Source organism: Kribbella sp. NBC_01510, from assembly GCF_045040325.1.
Classification (GTDB): Bacteria; Actinomycetota; Actinomycetes; order Propionibacteriales; family Kribbellaceae; genus Kribbella.
This window is the reverse complement of sequence record NZ_CP109418.1, coordinates 1,852,349-1,867,604: the sequence shown is the minus strand read 5'-3', so window position 1 is coordinate 1,867,604 and position 15,256 is coordinate 1,852,349. Positions and strand designations below refer to the sequence as shown.

Below are 15,256 nucleotides of genomic sequence, written 5' to 3'. Positions count from 1 at the left end.
AACCTGAAGGGCTGACGATGAAGCTCGTGGTGTTCGGGGCGTCGGGGCGGATGGGGATCGAGCTGGTGCGGCAAGGCGTGGCCGCGGGCCACGAGGTGACGGCCGTGGTGCGCGAGGGGTCGACCGTCCAACTACCAACGCCGGCAGGAAGTGTGGGCGGTGCCGGCGAGCTGGTGACCGCGGATGTGATGGATCCGCAGGCGATCGCGTCGGTGGTGGAAGGGTGCGACGCGGTGCTGTCGGTGTTGGGACCTCCAGGGAACGGGCCGAGCACTGTGCTCACGGACGGAGCGCAGAGTGTGCTGCGGGCGATGGGGGAGACCGGCGTACGGCGGTTCCTGGTCGTGAGCGTGGCCGGCATTCACAGCAAGGGAGACGGGCCGGTTACGAAATACGTCGTGAAGCCGATTCTCCAGCGGATCCTGCGGGAGCCGTTCGCGGATGCGCGCCGGATGGAGCAACTCGTTCGCGCGAGCGAGTTGGACTGGACGATCGTCTGCCCACCAAAGCTCACTACCGGTGCGGCGAAGGGAACGATCCGCAGCAACACCGACGGGACGGTGCGTGGCGGATTCACGATCACTCGTGCGGACGTGGCGGCGTATCTGCTCAGTGCGATCGACAACGCGGCAGTCATTCGGAAGACCGTTGTCATAGCCAACTAGCTCCGCCACCGAGCGAGACGGTTGTGCTGCTCAACGTAGTCGCGCCGAAATCGTGGCCAGGTATGGGGCATTGATCCCTAGGAGCATCGCTGACCTTGTGCGATCTTGCTGGTAGTTCGCACGTGAAGGGGCTGCCGGGGGGCAGGCACGTGCGGGCGGGGGGATTACGGATCGGGGCGTGCATTCCTCCGCGGAGGTAGGGGGATGCACGATGGACATCAGCGACGCCGGACGACTCCGGGTGGGTAGGAGATTCTCGTCAATTCGGCGCAAGTTCGGCGCGGCGGGCATAGCAGTCCTCCTGGCGGCGGCGACTCTGACGGTCGCCGCCGGACCGGCGACGGCCGTTGTGGCCAACGTGACGATCACAGGGACCGCAGTATCGAATGGCACAACCACACTGACCTACCGAGCCACGGCGACCCGAGCCGGAACCGTGCGGTACATCACCGTCACGATCCCGAAAGGAACCGGCGGGCGGGTCACATCGGTCAATGGCACGGTCAGCACCGTAGCGACCGGCGTGCTGCGGTGGACGCCCAGCAAGACGGTCAAGGTTGCCGTCGGCGCCCGTTTCGCGATTCCGTTCTATGGTCTACGGCTGCCGAGCGGTGGGCCGTGGACCTTGAGTTTCACGGCTACCGGCACCACGGGAGTGGCGCTGTCGTCCGGCACCGGACGACTGACCCGGCCGGTGACGATCTCGCCGAACGTAGCGATCACCGCGAGCAACCCGATCCCGGGTCAGAAGACCACGCTGTACTACTACGGCACACTCACGAGCCCGGGAATCCTCTCCGCCGTTCGGATGCAGCTGCCGACCGGCACAACAGGAGCTGTCAGCAGCATCAACGGAACGCTGACGACCTCGGGTGGTTACGCGACCTGGCACGCGGCCACTCCTCGCAGCGTTGCGGCCGGAGCTCGACTGGCGATCCCGATCAACGGCGCGGTGCTGTCGAAGTACGGCGGCATTTTCACACTCGCGGTATCGGCCACGAACACGGCCGGCGGCCTGATGATGTCCGGCTCGGGAACCCTGGCCCTGATCGCACCACCCGCGCCGATGCCGGCGGTGGCAGTCGCGCCGTTCCGCGCGATCCCGGCAGGTTGTCCGTCCTCCTGGCCGTCGACGACTGCCGAGAACGTGAAGGCGGGCACGGGTGCCTGGGTCATCCCGGAAAGCATGAACGGAACGCTGGCGGCGTACCTCACCGAGGTTTCCGCGACGTGCGGTGACACCGTGGACATCAAGGTGACGTCCGGCAATCCGGTCAGCGTGGTTGCCTACCGGATGGGGCACTACGCCGGCCTCGGAGCGCGTGAGGTGTGGCGTCAGGACAACGTGCCGACAGTTGCGCAACCCGCCCCGACAACCGGTGGTACGGCCAACGGTCACCCGCTGCGGATGACGTCGGCAGCGTCGTGGTCGAAGACGTTGAGCATTCCGGTGACGAGCCAGTGGGTGCCCGGCACGTATCTCATCCGGGTCAGCGACGGCCGGTTCGCGTCGTACGCTCCGCTGACGGTCCGCGACGATACGGGGACCAAGCACGGTCTGCTGATCCAGCAGGCGAACACGACCTGGGAGGCGTACAACAGCTACGGCGGCGTGAGCTTCTACTCCGGTCTGGACACCGGATCGGGCCGCCTGACCTTCGACCGTCCGTACGGCGAGGGGCAAGGTTCCGGTCAGTACCTGCCTCTGGAGCAGGGACTGGTGTTCTGGGCCGAGTCCAAGGGGCTGGACGTCACGTACTGGACCGACAACGACCTGGACGAGTTCGGTGGCCAGTTGCCGTTGCGGGCCGGGACGATCTTCCTGCCTGGGCATGACGAGTACTACTCGCTCGGGATGCGAGCAGCGCTGAGCCAGGCGATCACGCGGGGTGTGAATGTGGCCAACCTCGGAGCGAACGCGGCGTTCCGGCGAATCACGTTCACGGACAGCACCCGGCGGGCCTGGGACATCGACCGGTACACCGCCGGCTTCGACTCGACGACCTGGCGCTACCTGGGCGATGCCTATGCGTCGCAGCCGCTGCTCGGGGCCGAGTACATCTGCGCCGACCTGGGCAACACCCTCACGACTGGAAGCGGCTGGTTGTTCCAAGGCATCGCGGCCGGGACCGCCCTACCAGGCTTCCTCGCGGGTGAGGTGGACTTCGTCTGGCCAGGTCTGTACAAGCATCCAGGGCTGGCGATCGTTGCCAGCGGCACCGGTACTTGCCGGACCAACGCCAAGTCGACGCCGATGCACGCGACCGCGTTCACCGCGCCGTCGGGCGCCCGGGTATTCAACGGCTCGACCTTCGCCTACGGCTGCTTCCTGGTACGCCGCTGTCCGTCCAACTGGAACGTCACCGCACCGTCTGCAGCCTCACAGCAGGCCGTGACGATCATGGTCAACAACATCGCCGACTGGGTCGGCCGCGGGACGATCCAGCCGCCGGTGGACACCGTCGCCGCGATGCGGGTCGCCGTCCCCAAGCAGGAACTGCCCGTCAACAACGAAAGGTGATAACCGCTCAGAGCTTCTCGGCTACTTCGGTGAGGACGTCGAGGGTTGCGGTGACCAGCGGATGGTCGGCCCGGCTCGCGCGTACGGCGGCGTACACGCGCCGGGTCGGCACGGGCTCGGGGAGCGGGCGGATGACCGCCAGGGCCGGAGGCGGCACGGCCAGACGCGGGACAAGCGAGACTCCGCCGCCGGCCGCCACCAGCGCCGCGACTGCTTGGAAGTCGTCGGATTGATGGACGATGCGCGGCTGGAAACCGGCCTGCTCGCAGGCGACTAGTACGACGTCCCGGATCGGATTGCCGGGTGCGGTCATCACCCAGTCGTCGTTCGCGAGCATGGACAGCTCGATCGTGTCGTGTCCGGTCGCGGGGTGTGCGGGTGGGAGTACGGCGACGAAGGGCTCGGCGTACAAGGGGATCCGGATCAGGCGCTGATCGTCGGGCCGGGGTGAGCCGCGGTGCTCGACGGCGATCGCGATGTCGGCCTCGCCGTCGAGCAGGTGGGTGATGCCTTGATGGCCTTCGGCGTCGCGGACGACGAGGTCGAGGCCGGGGCTGGTTTCGCGCAGTCGGGTGAGAGTCGGAGCGACGAGCAGGCTGATCGCGGTGGCGAACGCGGTGACGCGGACCTCACCGGTGGTGCCGTTCGCGTACAGGCGCATCGCCTCTTCGGCGCGTTCGACCTCGGTCAGGATCGTGTCGGTGTGGGCGAGGAGCAGGCGGCCGGCCGAGGTGATCGCGACCCGGCGGCCGCGGCGTTCGAGCAGCTCCTGGCCGACTTCGGATTCCAGTGCGGCCAGTTGCTGCGAGACCGCCGAGGGCGTCAGATGCAGCACCTCGGCGGCCGCGGTCACAGTCCCGTGGTCAGCAAGCGCGCGCAACACCCGCAGGCGTCGTACCTCGATCACGGACCTCAGCTTCGCACAGCCCGTCGATGGACTCGCCCGCCACCAAGGCCAGCTTGGGCAGCGTCTCGGCGACGGGTGCCGGCTCGGCGAGGATCGCGGGTCGCTGCAGGAGCAGTCGGACGGCGCGCAGTGGGTGACGGCGCGACTGTCTGTGCGGGACGACCGGTGCGTTCGGCATTGCTGAGTGGGTCTGCTCGTGGACCGATTTGATCACGGAGAAGGGGACGTACATCACTTTGATTCCTTTCGACCCTTCAACGGTAGAAACAACCCCCTCTATACGTCCAATGGATTCTTTTCGCAGAGTTGATGCACTTAGTGCATGATCTGACGTATGGAACTACGCCAGCTCCGGTCGTTCGTCGTGGTGGCCGAGGAGATGAATGTCGGCCGGGCTGCGGCCCGACTGCACCTCACGCAGCCGTCGCTCAGCCGGCAGATCGCGACGCTCGAGCGCGATCTCGGCGTGGAACTGTTCGCCCGGGTCCGCCGGCGATTCGTGCTGACCGCGGCCGGCGCGACGTTCCTGGCCGAGGCGCAGGATGTGCTCCGGCGCTCCGACGAAGCGGTACGCGCGGCCCAGCGAACCCAGCGAGGTGAGCTCGGGACGCTGCGGCTGCGGTTCGTCCAGTCCGCGACCCACGAGGCGCTGCCGCGCTTGCTGGGTGCGTTCCGCGACGCCTATCCGGAAGTGGTTCTGGATCTGGAGACCATGACGACTCTCCGCCAGACGGAGGCGCTGCGGGACGGCCGCATCGATGTCGGACTGCTCCGGCCGAACGCTCCGGCGCCCATCGATGGAGGCAGGAAGCGGGGGTCCACAGCGGCGGGCGGCGCCGGGGACCACTCGCCGGGCGCCGGGACCGTCGTCGTACAGCTCGGGCCGGGCTTGGCGTCGCGGGCGGTTTCGGCGGATCCGCTGGTGGCGGTGCTGCCGGCGCGGCACCCGCTGGCGCGGCGGCAGCGGATCCGGCTGGCCGAGCTCGCGGACGAGCCGTTCGTGTTCTACTCCCGGCCCAGCGGCCCCGCGGTGCACGACACGATCGTCGGGTTCTGCCGGGCGGCCGGGTTCGTGCCGCGGATCGAGCAGGAAGCGGCCGACGTACAGACGATCGTGTCGCTCGTCGCCGCCGGCCTCGGAGTCTCGCTGCTGATCAGCCCGACCCCGCTGAGTAACCCGGAAGCCGTCGTCTACCGCGAGTTGTCCGACGACCTGCCACGCTGGCAACTCTCCGTCGCCTGGTCGCCGGACAACCGCTCCCCGGTCCTAGCCCGCTTCCTCGACCTCCTCTGACCGCCCGCTTGCCCCGCGAGCTGGACGGTTGCCCCCTCAAATTCTGAGCGGGCAACCCTCCAACTGAGGGGATGCCCCCTGGGTTGGAGGGTTCGCCGCGCGGGGGGGGTGTGGGTGGGGCGAGGGGTGTGGGAGGGGCGTTCAGCCGAAGATGTCCGGGTCGCCGCCGGTGCGGATGCCCGTCTCCAGGTCGGCGATGGCGGCCATGTCGTCGTTGTCGAGCTGGAAGTCGAAGACGGTGAGGTTCTCCTGGATCCGGCTCGGGGTCTTCGACTTCGGGATCACGACGTTGCCGAGCTGCAGGTGCCAGCGGATCACGACTTGAGCCGGCGACTTGCCGTGTTTCTCGCCGAGCGTCTTCAGGGTCGCGTCGGCGAGCAGCTCACCCGAGGCGAGCGGGCTCCACGCCTGCGTGACGATGTCGTTCTCCGCGTTGAACGCGCGCAGCTCGTCCTGCGGCAGCGCCGGGTGCAGCTCGATCTGGTTCACCGCCGGGCGGATCGTGGTCTCCTCGAACAGCCGCCGCAAGGCCGGCTCGTGGAAGTTCGACACTCCGATCGCGCGCACCCGCTTGTCGGCGTACAGCTGCTCGAACGCCCTCCAGGTGTCGACGTACTTGTCCCGCTGCAGCGACTGCCAATGGATCAGGTACAGGTCGACGTACTCGAGGCCGAGCCGCTCCAGGCTCGCGTCGAATGCCTTCAGCGTGCTGTCGTAGCCCTGGTCGCTGTTCCACACCTTGGTGGTGATGAACAGGTCGTCACGCGGCAGGTCCGACGCGGCGATCGCCCGTCCGACGCCGGCCTCGTTGCCGTAGATGGCCGCGGTGTCGACATGCCGGTAGCCGGCCTCGAACGCGGTGGTGACGACGTCGGTGACGATCTCGTCCTCGACCTGCCAGACCCCCAGGCCCAGCTGCGGGATCTCGACGCCGTTGTCCAGAGTGATGGTGGGGACTGTGCTCATCTGCCCATTCCACCGGGCCGAACCGTTCTGGCCCAGTCATCCGACGTGTGACAACAACCTCATCAACCGTTCGTAACCACCTGATAGGTCTTCGCATCGGGCTCCAGGAACCGCAGCAACGCGGTCCCTTCCCGCTCCAGTTCGGTCAGCGTCCTCTTCAGCGTCCGGCCGAACGGCGTCAGGGTGAGAGTCGCCACACCACGCTTCTTCTCGGCCGTCCAGAGCCCGGCGACCAGACCGTCCACGGTGTACGTCGACTTCACCCGGAGGTTCTTGGTGTAGACCGCCGGCTTGTGCTCGTCCGCGATGATCCGCTCCCGTTTCGCGTGCGAGAGCAGCAGATTGTCGAACTCCGGCAGGAACCGCACGGGCGCCGGTGTGTCCGGATCCGGCCGCGGCCCATCGGGTACGTCGTACAACGTCCTGCCGGCCTCGTCCGTGAAGGTCTCCAGCTCGAGGTCGTCGAACAGCGGCTTGGCCTTCTGTAGCCCGGACCACGTCTGGAAGTCCGCGGGCGTGGCCGGTCCGAAGGCGGCCAGATACCTGGTCACCAGCTCTTTGGGCTCGGCGCGCGTGTGCAGCTTGCTGCCGAGCCAGTCCTCCGCAGGGGTGAACCGAGCGTTCGCGGACCAGCTCCACCGGGCGTCCGTCGGGTACATCACCAACGGCACCAGCATCCGTGTGCAGAACCCGAGCGCGCGCTCGTTCACCTCCGGGAACTGCTGCTGGAGCGCATCCCGCACCTCGGTGAACGTCAACGGCTCCTTCGCCAGCAACTTCTTCGCGGCCGCCACCACCTTCGCCGGCTCCAGCCCCTCGCCGCGGTCGCCCAGGATCTTCAGCCCGGCCTCCAGCACCGGGCTCACCGTGGTCCGGAACCGCAAGTAATCCGCCGCGGTCACTAGATGCAACGTCCCCCGGAACATCGTCGCCCGCACCACGTCCCGCTCTGCGACCGCCCGATCCAGCTCGGCCTCTTCGAACCCGTCGATCCGCGACCACAACCCGACGTACGGATGCTTGGGCTCCTGCCCCTGCATCCCCACGAGTCGCCCGACCGCTTCGACCCCGGATACGTCGGCCCGCTCCACCAGCATCTGCCGAGCCAACGTCGCCCGATTCACCGCCCGCGCATTCATCAGCACCATGCACGCATCCTGCCGGACCCAGCCGACAACTTCAGGCCGCGGCGTCGACCGGCCCGGTGTCGACCGATCCGGGCCGGTGCTCGGTGCTGACGGTCAGGGCTTGCGGGCGACGCCGACCCAGAGGCTGCACATCACGTCGTTGAGCTCGTCCTTCGCGACCATTGCCTCGGTCTCGGCGTCCGGGTGCCAGCGGAACGGAGCGGACACACCGGGCTCGACGAGCTCGAGACCGTCGAAGAACCGGGTGACCTCTTCCTTGCTGCGGACCTGGGCGTCACCGCCGTCCGCCTTGTAGACCTGGATCGCCCGCTCCCACAGGTCGGGCGCGAAGTCGGGCGTGCAGTGCGAGAAGATCAGCAGCGACCCCGGTGCGAGCGGCTCGACCAGTTGCCTGATCAGGTCGTACGGCTCGAGCGCGTCGGGCAGGTAGTGGAACACTCCGACCAGGCTCAGGGCGACCGGCTTGCTTAGATCCAGCAGGTCCTTGACCTCTTCCGAGCCGAGGATCGACTGTGGGTCGGTCACGTCGGCCTCGAGATACGCGGTCCTGCCCTCCGGCCGGCTGGCCATCAGGGCGCGGGAGTGGGCCAGCACGATGGGATCGTTGTCCGCGTAGACGACATGCGCCGAAGGCACGATCTCCTGCACGACCTCGTGCAGGTTGGGGCTGGTCGGGATGCCGGTGCCGACGTCGAGGAACTGGGTGATGCCCTGCTCGGCGGCGTACCGGGCGGCGCGATGCATCCACATCCGGTTCGACAACGCCGCGGTGCGGAACCCGGGGAATGCCTCCAGCAGGTGCTCCGCCGCCTGCCGGTCGACCGCGAAGTTGTCTTTGCCGTGCAGGAAGTAGTCATAGACACGGGCGGGATGTGGCCGGTCCATGTTGAGCCGCTCGGTCATGGTGGCGTCTTCGCCTTCGGCCATCGATGAACTCCCTGTTCCGTTTGCGGTTCGGCCTGCAGGAAGAGCGTAGCGGATCTGCGACGGCACGTGACCGCGACCGCGACAGGCTTTTCCGGAACTGAAGGTACGACCGAGCATGTTGCGCCGGCGAGTCGGGATGACCCGCCCCTGTGAGCTAACCCCACAACGGCCTCGGCCTTCGGCTCCCGCCGGTCCCTTTGTGGAACAAAATTGTCACTGGGCGCACATTTGTTTCCACAGATCGCTTGGCCAGACCTCCTGGACAGTCTTGGGGTGAGTTGTTGGGGTGGGGGGCGTACCGAGCGACGGGTAGTAGTCCTCAAAACAGGAGTCCGCTGGGCGGGCGGCTGGCCGGCAGGGGTGACTACTACCCGTGCTTCGGTACGCCGCGGGACGAACCACCGCGGCTGCCGTCAAGCGGCGGAAGCGGAGGACGTTCTGTTCGGCCTGTTTGGGGCCGCGCGCTTGAGGTGATGTGTTTCTCGATGACCGTCGCGCCGAGCGCTACCGCGGCGATCGCGGCGCCGATGCCCATGGTGCCGGCAATGTCCGAATATCGCCCCACGCGGATGAGTCGGGCCCGGACAGAAGATGCGATCTTCCTCGTGAGGACAGACCACACGAGGGGACCCCACACCATGATGCGAGCCGTTGGTCTGGCTGTGGCGGTCCTGCTCCTCACCTCGTGCGCAGACAACGGCTCCACCGAGCGGCCGTCCCCGGCGTCAACCCGCACGCCGGCCTCGCTGCCGTCCCCGACGGCGACGATCCCGGAAGTCACTCGCACGCCGGAAGGCGGGCAGACGTCATCGACCTCCGAGCCCACCCGGTCACCGGAACGCGGGCAGACGTCGTCCAGCTCCCAGCCCACCCGGTCACCGGGGCGCGGGGAACAGCCTTCGCCCACCGAGACGACGCCGGAACCGACCCGCTCGTCTCAAGCCGTGGCGGCCCCGTCGCCGACGCTGCCGGAGACGGAACCGACCCGCACCGAGTCATCGGCACCCGAGGAGCCAACGTCGCCGACCGAGACGGAATCCACAGCTGCCCCGTCACCCACGACCTCTGCCTCGGTCCAGCCCACCTCGGCCGAGTCGGACGGCGCGCCCACCTGGTTGTGGTGGCTGCTGGTGGCGCTGCTGATCGCGCTTGCCGTGGCCATTCCGCTGCTGGTGAGAGCCAGCCATCGGCGGGAGTGGCGCGATGAACTCGCGTCGGCCGAGGACGAGGTGGCGTGGTTCGCCCGCGGGCTCATCCCCCAACTCCGCCAGCTGGGTTCGCTCGCGGAAGTCGCCGGTGCCTGGAACCTCGCCGAGAGCCGGGTCGCCGCGGTGGAGGACCGGCTGACCGCTCTGGCGCCATCGGCACCGGACGAAGTCGCTCGAGCCCGGGCACTCGACCTGCGAGACGCCGTACGAGCAGCCCGGGGTCAGATCCAGGCCCTGCTGGAAGCCGGCCGGCAGGAGACGATGACCCAGGACCTGGACGCGGTCGCCGCCCGGCTCGAGCAGGTCCTGCGAGCAGGAACCCCCCTCGACTGACGACAGCGACCCCGCGAGCGCAGCGCGGGCCTCGGTGAAGGGCGGCGTCACTCGCGGCCGGGTGACGCGACGGCGAGGGAGTTGCGGCGGCAAGCGTCCGCGAGTCGGTCGTCGTACGTAACGACGAGGTCGGCGTCGATCAACACTGCCGTCGCAAGATGGATGGCATCGAGGCTCCGCGGCACCAGCGGCTCGATCCGGCGAGCGACGCTGACGACCTCGGCTGTCATCGGCCGTTCGTCGATACCGGACATCGCCCCATCGATCAGATCGCCGGCAGTCGTCGGCGCCTTGGCGCGCGCCAGTACGGCGCGGGATACCTCGACCCATGCGAGCGAAGACGACGCCAAGAGGTCGGCCTGCTGGTAGTGCGCATCGAGGAAGTCCACCAGATCGGTGGATTCCGGCTCGACGATCACTCGCTTGATGAGGGCGCTGCTGTCCATGTACACGCGCATCAGAAGCGGTCGTCCCGATTTAGCAGGCCGAGACTGTCGGTGCCCTCTGGGAGGTGGAGTCGAGGCGTCACCTTCCGATAGGCCACCCGCGCCGGACGTACGACGTGCGCCGACCTCGCCTGGTCTCGATCGGTTGCGAACGAATCGTCCTCGACCAAGTGGAGATGACGGGCGACAGCGTCCCGGACGATCTCTTGCTGTGACCTGCCGGTGCGCTCAGCCTCGGCCTGGAGCGCCGTCGCGATCTCAGGACTGAGTCTCAGATTCATGTCCGGCACCAACGGTGCGGGGTCAGCCGAGCGCGGCGCGAGCCTCGATGAAGGCGGCGATGGCGCGTTCGACGTCTTCGGTCGAGTGAGCGGCGGAGAGTTGGACGCGGATGCGGGCCTTGCCGTGGGGTACGACGGGGTAGGAGAAGCCGATCACGTAGATGCCGAGGTCGAGGAGTTTGTCGGCCAGGCGGCCGGCCTCGGCGGCATCGCCGATCATCACCGGGGAGATCGGGTGGTCGCCGGGGAGGACGTCGAAGCCGGCCTCGGTCATCTTGGTGCGGAAGAGCTTGGTGTTGGCGGCGAGCTTGTCGCGCAGGTCGCTGGAGCCGCCGATGAGTTCGAGCGCCTTCAGCGAGGCGGCGGTGACGGACGGCGCGAGGGAGTTGGAGAACAGGTACGGGCGGGAGCGCTGGCGGAGCAACTCGACGATCTCGCGGCGACCGGAGACATAGCCGCCGGACGCACCGCCGAGCGCCTTGCCGAGGGTGCCGGTGACGACGTCGACGCGGTCCTTCACGCCGAACAGCGACGGCGTACCGGCGCCGTCCGCGCCGACGAAACCGACCGCGTGCGAGTCGTCGACCATGACCAGGGCGTCGTACCGCTCGGCCAGGTCGCAGATCTCGTCGAGGGGAGCGACGTACCCGTCCATCGAGAAGACACCGTCGGTGGCGATCATCCGGTAGCGGGCGTCGGCGGCGTCCTTGAGCTGGGCCTCGAGGTCGGCCATGTCGCGGTTCTTGTACCGGTAGCGCCGGGCCTTGGACAGCCGGACGCCGTCGATGATGCTGGCGTGGTTGAGCTCGTCGGAGATGATCGCGTCCTCGGCGCCGAGCAGGGTCTCGAACAGGCCGCCGTTCGCGTCGAAGCAGGAGCTGTAAAGGATGGTGTCCTCGGTGCCGAGGAAGTTGCTCAGGGCACCTTCAAGATCCTTGTGGATCTGCTGGGTCCCGCAGATGAAGCGCACCGACGCCATCCCGAAACCCCAACGGTCCAAGGCGTCCCGGGCCGCCGCGATCACCTCGGGGTGGTCGGCCAGGCCGAGGTAGTTGTTCGCGCAGAAGTTCAACACTTCGTTGCCGGACGCAACGGAGATCAGAGCCTGCTGCGGTGAGGTGATCACCCGCTCGGACTTGTACAGGCCGGCGTCCCGGATCTCGCCGATGGTCGCCGTCAGGTCGTCCCGCATCCGTCCGAACATCAGTGCTTCTCCTCCAGGGATTCCGTCGTCCAGTCCATGATCACCTTGCCGCACTGCCCCTGCCGGGCCACGTCGAAGGCCCGCTCGTAGTCGCCGTACCCGAAGCGGTGGGTGATCACCGCGGTCAGGTCCAGGCCGCGTTCCAGCATCACGGACATCGAGTACCAGGTCTCGAACATCTCCCGGCCGTAGATGCCCTTGATCGTCAGCATGTTGAGCACCACCGTGCTCCAGTCGATCGCGATCTCGTCCGACGGCAGGCCGAGCATCGCGACCTTTCCGCCGTGCGTCATGTTCGCGAGCATGTCCCGCAGCGCGGCCGGCTGCCCGGACATCTCCATCCCGACGTCGAACCCTTCCCGCATCCCGAGGCCGTGCTGCGCCTCCGCGATGGTCTCCGCGCCGACGTTCACCGCGCGGGTGACGCCGATCTTGCGGGCCAGATCCAGCCGGTACTCCGACAGGTCCGTGATCACCACGTTCCGCGCGCCGGCGTGGAGTGCGACGGCCGCGGCCATCACGCCGATCGGCCCGGCGCCGGTGATCAGCACGTCCTCGCCGACCAGGGGGAACGACAGAGCAGTGTGTACGGCGTTGCCGAACGGGTCGAAGATCGCGGCGACGTCCAGATCGACCTGATCCCGGTGGACCCACGTGTTGCTCGCGGGCAGAGCGACGTACTCCGCGAACGCGCCGGGCACGTGGACACCGAGGCCGCGGGTCTTGATGCACAGGTGCCGGCGGCCGGCCCGGCAGTTGCGGCAGCGGCCGCAGACCAGGTGACCCTCGCCGCTGACCACGTCACCCACCGCGACGTCGCGGACACCGACGCCGACCTCGACCACCTCACCGCAGAACTCGTGCCCGGTCACCATCGGCACCGGCACGTTCTTCTGCGCCCAGTGGTCCCAACTCTGGATGTGCAGATCGGTGCCGCACAACCCCGTGCGGAGCACCTTGATCAAGACCTCGTCGGCCTCGATCTTCGGCTCCGGAACGTCCTGCAACCACAGGCCGGGCTCGGCCTCGGCCTTGACCAGCGCCTTCACGGCACACCTCCACCTTCGACGATCGTCCACATCGTCGTCCCCGGCAACCACCGGCGTCCATCGACACGTCGTGCACAGCCTTTGCAGTTCCACTGAACATCCGTGGACTCACCTGTGTTCTAAGCTCAAGGCTCATGAGCTACGACCGGGACGGACTGCTGGAGCAGGTCAAGAGCAAGGCCATCGTGCACGGGCGCGTGACGCTGGCGTCGGGGAAGGAAGCCGACTACTACGTCGACCTGCGGCGGATCACGCTGGACGCGGCCGCCGCGCCGCTGATCGGCCCGGCGATGCTCGAACTGACCAAGGATCTCGAGTACGACGCCGTCGGCGGGCTGACGCTCGGCGCCGACCCGGTCGCGATGTCGATGCTGCACGCGGCGGCGCAGGACGGACGGTCGCTGGATGCGTTCGTCGTACGCAAGGCCGAGAAGGCGCACGGCCTGCAGCGGCGGATCGAGGGGCCGGAGGTGAAGGGCCGCCGGGTGCTCGCGGTCGAGGACACCTCCACCACCGGCGGGTCGGTGCTCACCGCCGTCGAGGCGCTGCGCGAGGCCGGGGCCGAGGTGGTCGCGGTCGGGGTGATCGTGGACCGCTCGACCGGCGCGCGCGAGCGGGTGGAGTCGGAGGGCCTGGAGTACCGGGCCGTGTTCGGGCTCGAGGACCTGGGGCTCGGCTGATGCAGGGCGGCACCGTCCTCATCATCCTGCTCGCCGTCCTGGTCGGCGGTGGCCTCTTCTACCTCAACTACATTGCCGCGAAGAGGCGGCGCGAGCTGTTCGCCGGGTTCGCCGCGCAGCAGGGCTGGGCGTATCTGCCGTCCGACAACACGCTGGCCGGGCAGTGGTCGGGTACGCCGTTCCAGGCCGGTGACAACCGCCAGGTCCGGAACGTGCTCTCCGGCGCGTTCAACGGCCACCAGATGGTTGCCTTCGACTACAGCTACCAGACGCACTCGACCGACTCGCACGGCCGGCGTACGACGACCACCCACAAGTTCGGCGTGGTCGTGGTGCAGCTGCCGGGCGCGCTGCCGCATCTCGAGGTGACCCACGAGGGCATCTTCGGCGGCGCGGTCGCGAACGCCTTCGGGTTCCGCGACATCCAGTTCGAGAGCGAGCAGTTCAATCGGGCGTTCCGGGTGAAGGCGGACGACGAGCGGTTCGGGCACGCGGTCGTGACGCCGCGGATGATGGAGCTTCTGCTGGCCCGCGGCGAGATCGGCTGGCGGATCGAAGGGAACTCCCTGGTCGGCTGGGACAAGGGCGCCCACCATCCCACCGAGATCATGAACCGGCTCGCCCTGCTCCAGCAGATCGTCGAGCAGGTTCCGCCGTACGTCTGGCGCGACTACGCGGGCGTCGACCCCCGCCTTCGGCAACCGCCGCTCGGCCCCGGCTACCCGTAGAGTCGCACACAGCATTACCGACACTCGGGAGCAGGGAATGACTTTCGTCATCATCGCGATCGTGGTGATCGTCGTGATTCTGGCCATCGCGCTCATCACGTCGTACAACCGGTTCGTCAAGCAACGGAACCTGATTCAGGAGTCCTGGCGGCAGATCGACGTCGAGTTGCACCGCCGGTACGACCTGATCCCGAACCTGGTCGAGACCGTCCGGGCCTACGCCGCGCACGAGCGGCACGTGTTCGAGGAGGTCGCCCGGCTCCGCACCCAGGCCGTCAACGTGCAGGGCGCGACCCCGGAGCAGCGGGCCGCCGCGGAGGGTGAGCTGTCCGGCGCGCTGCGTCAGATGATGATCTCGGTCGAGGCCTACCCGCAGCTGCAGTCGAACCAGAACTTCCTCGGTCTGCAGCGCGAGCTGACCGACACCGAGGACCGGATCGCTGCCGGGCGGCGGTTCTACAACGCCAACGTGGGCGACTACAACACCCGGATCGAGGCGTTCCCGTCGAACCTGATCGCGGGTGGGTTCAAGTTCGAGAAGGCCGGCTACTTCGAGGTGAAGGACGAGCAGGTCCGCTCGGTCCCGCAGGTCTCGTTCGGCACCATCGGCTCGGTCGCCGGTGAGCAGGCGCCGCCGCAGGTGCAGCAGGGTGGGCCGTCCTCGGGTCAGATCCACCCCCAGATGCCGGGTGACCAGGGCAACCACCAGGGTCAGCCGCAGTTCCCGGGCTACCAGGAGCAGCCGGGTCAGCCGCCGTACCAGGGGCAGCCGGGCCAGTACCCGGGTCAGGGACAGGGCCAGCCACCGGTGGGCGGCCCGCCTGCGGGTTCCCCCGCACCGCAGGACGGTCAGCCGCCATTCACCGGTGGCCAATAGGGCACCGGCTCCCCGTAGCTCA

General features: G+C 68.1%; 16 protein-coding genes. 7 read left to right on the top strand and 9 right to left on the bottom strand.

From position 1 onward, the window contains the following. Window positions 1-17 precede the first annotated feature (17 nt). Window positions 18-665, top strand: a complete 648-nt coding sequence (locus OG558_RS09240; RefSeq protein ID WP_405069832.1) for an NAD(P)-dependent oxidoreductase — start codon at window positions 18-20, stop codon at window positions 663-665. A gap of 211 nt (window positions 666-876) precedes the next feature. Then, entirely contained in the window at window positions 877-3,186 is a 2,310-nt protein-coding gene (locus OG558_RS09235; RefSeq protein WP_405069831.1) for a N,N-dimethylformamidase beta subunit family domain-containing protein, read from the top strand. A 7-nt stretch (window positions 3,187-3,193) separates the two neighbouring features. Here OG558_RS09235 and OG558_RS09230 read toward each other — a convergent pair whose 3' ends face one another. Beyond that, window positions 3,194-4,093: a LysR family transcriptional regulator gene (locus OG558_RS09230; RefSeq protein ID WP_405069830.1), complete on the bottom strand. Its 900-nt coding sequence runs from the start codon at window positions 4,091-4,093 to the stop codon at window positions 3,194-3,196. 334 nt (window positions 4,094-4,427) lie between these two features. Here OG558_RS09230 and OG558_RS09225 point away from each other — a divergent pair, with 334 nt between their 5' ends. Next, window positions 4,428-5,387, top strand: a complete 960-nt coding sequence (locus OG558_RS09225) for a LysR family transcriptional regulator (protein WP_405069829.1) — start codon at window positions 4,428-4,430, stop codon at window positions 5,385-5,387. Window positions 5,388-5,528: 141 nt separating this feature from the next. On the opposite strand, the gene OG558_RS09220 is transcribed toward OG558_RS09225, so the two are convergent. From OG558_RS09220 to OG558_RS09205, 4 genes are all read right to left on the bottom strand, one after another. Continuing rightward, complete coding sequence (locus tag OG558_RS09220) at window positions 5,529-6,353, bottom strand: aldo/keto reductase (protein WP_405069828.1); 825 nt, start codon at window positions 6,351-6,353, stop codon at window positions 5,529-5,531. 62 nt (window positions 6,354-6,415) lie between these two features. Continuing rightward, window positions 6,416-7,501, bottom strand: a complete 1,086-nt coding sequence (locus OG558_RS09215; RefSeq protein ID WP_405069827.1) for a winged helix DNA-binding domain-containing protein — start codon at window positions 7,499-7,501, stop codon at window positions 6,416-6,418. A 93-nt stretch (window positions 7,502-7,594) separates the two neighbouring features. Then, window positions 7,595-8,428, bottom strand: a complete 834-nt coding sequence (locus tag OG558_RS09210) for an SAM-dependent methyltransferase (protein WP_405069826.1) — start codon at window positions 8,426-8,428, stop codon at window positions 7,595-7,597. A gap of 367 nt (window positions 8,429-8,795) precedes the next feature. After that, a complete protein-coding gene (locus OG558_RS09205) occupies window positions 8,796-9,068 on the bottom strand; it encodes an N-acetylneuraminate synthase family protein (protein ID WP_405072133.1) in 273 nt (90 codons plus the stop codon). 304 nt (window positions 9,069-9,372) lie between these two features. Here OG558_RS09205 and OG558_RS09200 point away from each other — a divergent pair, with 304 nt between their 5' ends. Further along, window positions 9,373-9,969: a hypothetical protein gene (locus tag OG558_RS09200; RefSeq protein WP_405069825.1), complete on the top strand. Its 597-nt coding sequence runs from the start codon at window positions 9,373-9,375 to the stop codon at window positions 9,967-9,969. Between the two features lie 47 nt (window positions 9,970-10,016). Here the strand turns inward: OG558_RS09200 and OG558_RS09195 are convergent, their stop codons facing one another. Genes OG558_RS09195 through tdh form a run of 4 tightly spaced genes read right to left on the bottom strand, consistent with a single transcriptional unit; the run spans window position 10,017 to window position 12,949 of the window. After that, on the bottom strand, window positions 10,017-10,427 hold the full coding sequence (locus OG558_RS09195; RefSeq protein WP_405069824.1) for a type II toxin-antitoxin system VapC family toxin: 411 nt from the start codon (window positions 10,425-10,427) through the stop codon (window positions 10,017-10,019). Continuing rightward, on the bottom strand, window positions 10,427-10,696 hold the full coding sequence (locus OG558_RS09190; protein ID WP_405069822.1) for a ribbon-helix-helix protein, CopG family: 270 nt from the start codon (window positions 10,694-10,696) through the stop codon (window positions 10,427-10,429). Before OG558_RS09190 ends, OG558_RS09195 begins: the two co-directional genes overlap by 1 nt. A 22-nt stretch (window positions 10,697-10,718) precedes the next feature. Then, the gene (locus OG558_RS09185) at window positions 10,719-11,888 is read right to left on the bottom strand and encodes a glycine C-acetyltransferase (RefSeq protein ID WP_329484798.1); all 1,170 of its coding nucleotides are present in this window, start codon (window positions 11,886-11,888) and stop codon (window positions 10,719-10,721) included. 11 nt (window positions 11,889-11,899) lie between these two features. Further along, window positions 11,900-12,949, bottom strand: coding sequence for an L-threonine 3-dehydrogenase (gene tdh / locus OG558_RS09180; protein WP_405069821.1), 1,050 nt, complete (start codon window positions 12,947-12,949; stop codon window positions 11,900-11,902). A gap of 134 nt (window positions 12,950-13,083) precedes the next feature. Between tdh and pyrE the strand changes: the two genes are divergently transcribed. The 3 genes from pyrE to OG558_RS09165 are packed head-to-tail and all read left to right on the top strand — an operon-like array spanning window position 13,084 to window position 15,234. Continuing rightward, a complete protein-coding gene (gene pyrE / locus OG558_RS09175) occupies window positions 13,084-13,629 on the top strand; it encodes an orotate phosphoribosyltransferase (RefSeq protein ID WP_405069820.1) in 546 nt (181 codons plus the stop codon). Continuing rightward, window positions 13,629-14,357 (top strand): DUF3137 domain-containing protein, encoded by a 729-nt coding sequence (locus OG558_RS09170; protein WP_405069819.1) that lies wholly within the window; start codon window positions 13,629-13,631, stop codon window positions 14,355-14,357. The genes pyrE and OG558_RS09170 overlap by 1 nt, the downstream gene beginning before the upstream one ends. Window positions 14,358-14,394: 37 nt before the next feature. After that, window positions 14,395-15,234, top strand: coding sequence for a LemA family protein (locus OG558_RS09165; protein WP_405069818.1), 840 nt, complete (start codon window positions 14,395-14,397; stop codon window positions 15,232-15,234). The last annotated feature ends 22 nt before the right edge of the window (window positions 15,235-15,256 follow it).

Coding starts and splice junctions, on each gene's coding strand:
- OG558_RS09240 (WP_405069832.1), top strand. CDS start 18: ATGAAGCTCGTGGTGTTCGGGGCGTCGGGGCGGATGGGGATCGAGCTG.
- OG558_RS09235 (WP_405069831.1), top strand. CDS start 877: ATGGACATCAGCGACGCCGGACGACTCCGGGTGGGTAGGAGATTCTCG.
- OG558_RS09225 (WP_405069829.1), top strand. CDS start 4,428: ATGGAACTACGCCAGCTCCGGTCGTTCGTCGTGGTGGCCGAGGAGATG.
- OG558_RS09220 (WP_405069828.1), bottom strand. CDS start 6,353: ATGAGCACAGTCCCCACCATCACTCTGGACAACGGCGTCGAGATCCCG.
- OG558_RS09215 (WP_405069827.1), bottom strand. CDS start 7,501: ATGGTGCTGATGAATGCGCGGGCGGTGAATCGGGCGACGTTGGCTCGG.
- OG558_RS09210 (WP_405069826.1), bottom strand. CDS start 8,428: ATGGCCGAAGGCGAAGACGCCACCATGACCGAGCGGCTCAACATGGAC.
- OG558_RS09205 (WP_405072133.1), bottom strand. CDS start 9,068: ATGGTGTGGGGTCCCCTCGTGTGGTCTGTCCTCACGAGGAAGATCGCA.
- OG558_RS09195 (WP_405069824.1), bottom strand. CDS start 10,427: ATGCGCGTGTACATGGACAGCAGCGCCCTCATCAAGCGAGTGATCGTC.
- OG558_RS09190 (WP_405069822.1), bottom strand. CDS start 10,696: ATGAATCTGAGACTCAGTCCTGAGATCGCGACGGCGCTCCAGGCCGAG.
- OG558_RS09185 (WP_329484798.1), bottom strand. CDS start 11,888: ATGCGGGACGACCTGACGGCGACCATCGGCGAGATCCGGGACGCCGGC.
- pyrE (WP_405069820.1), top strand. CDS start 13,084: ATGAGCTACGACCGGGACGGACTGCTGGAGCAGGTCAAGAGCAAGGCC.
- OG558_RS09170 (WP_405069819.1), top strand. CDS start 13,629: ATGCAGGGCGGCACCGTCCTCATCATCCTGCTCGCCGTCCTGGTCGGC.
- OG558_RS09165 (WP_405069818.1), top strand. CDS start 14,395: ATGACTTTCGTCATCATCGCGATCGTGGTGATCGTCGTGATTCTGGCC.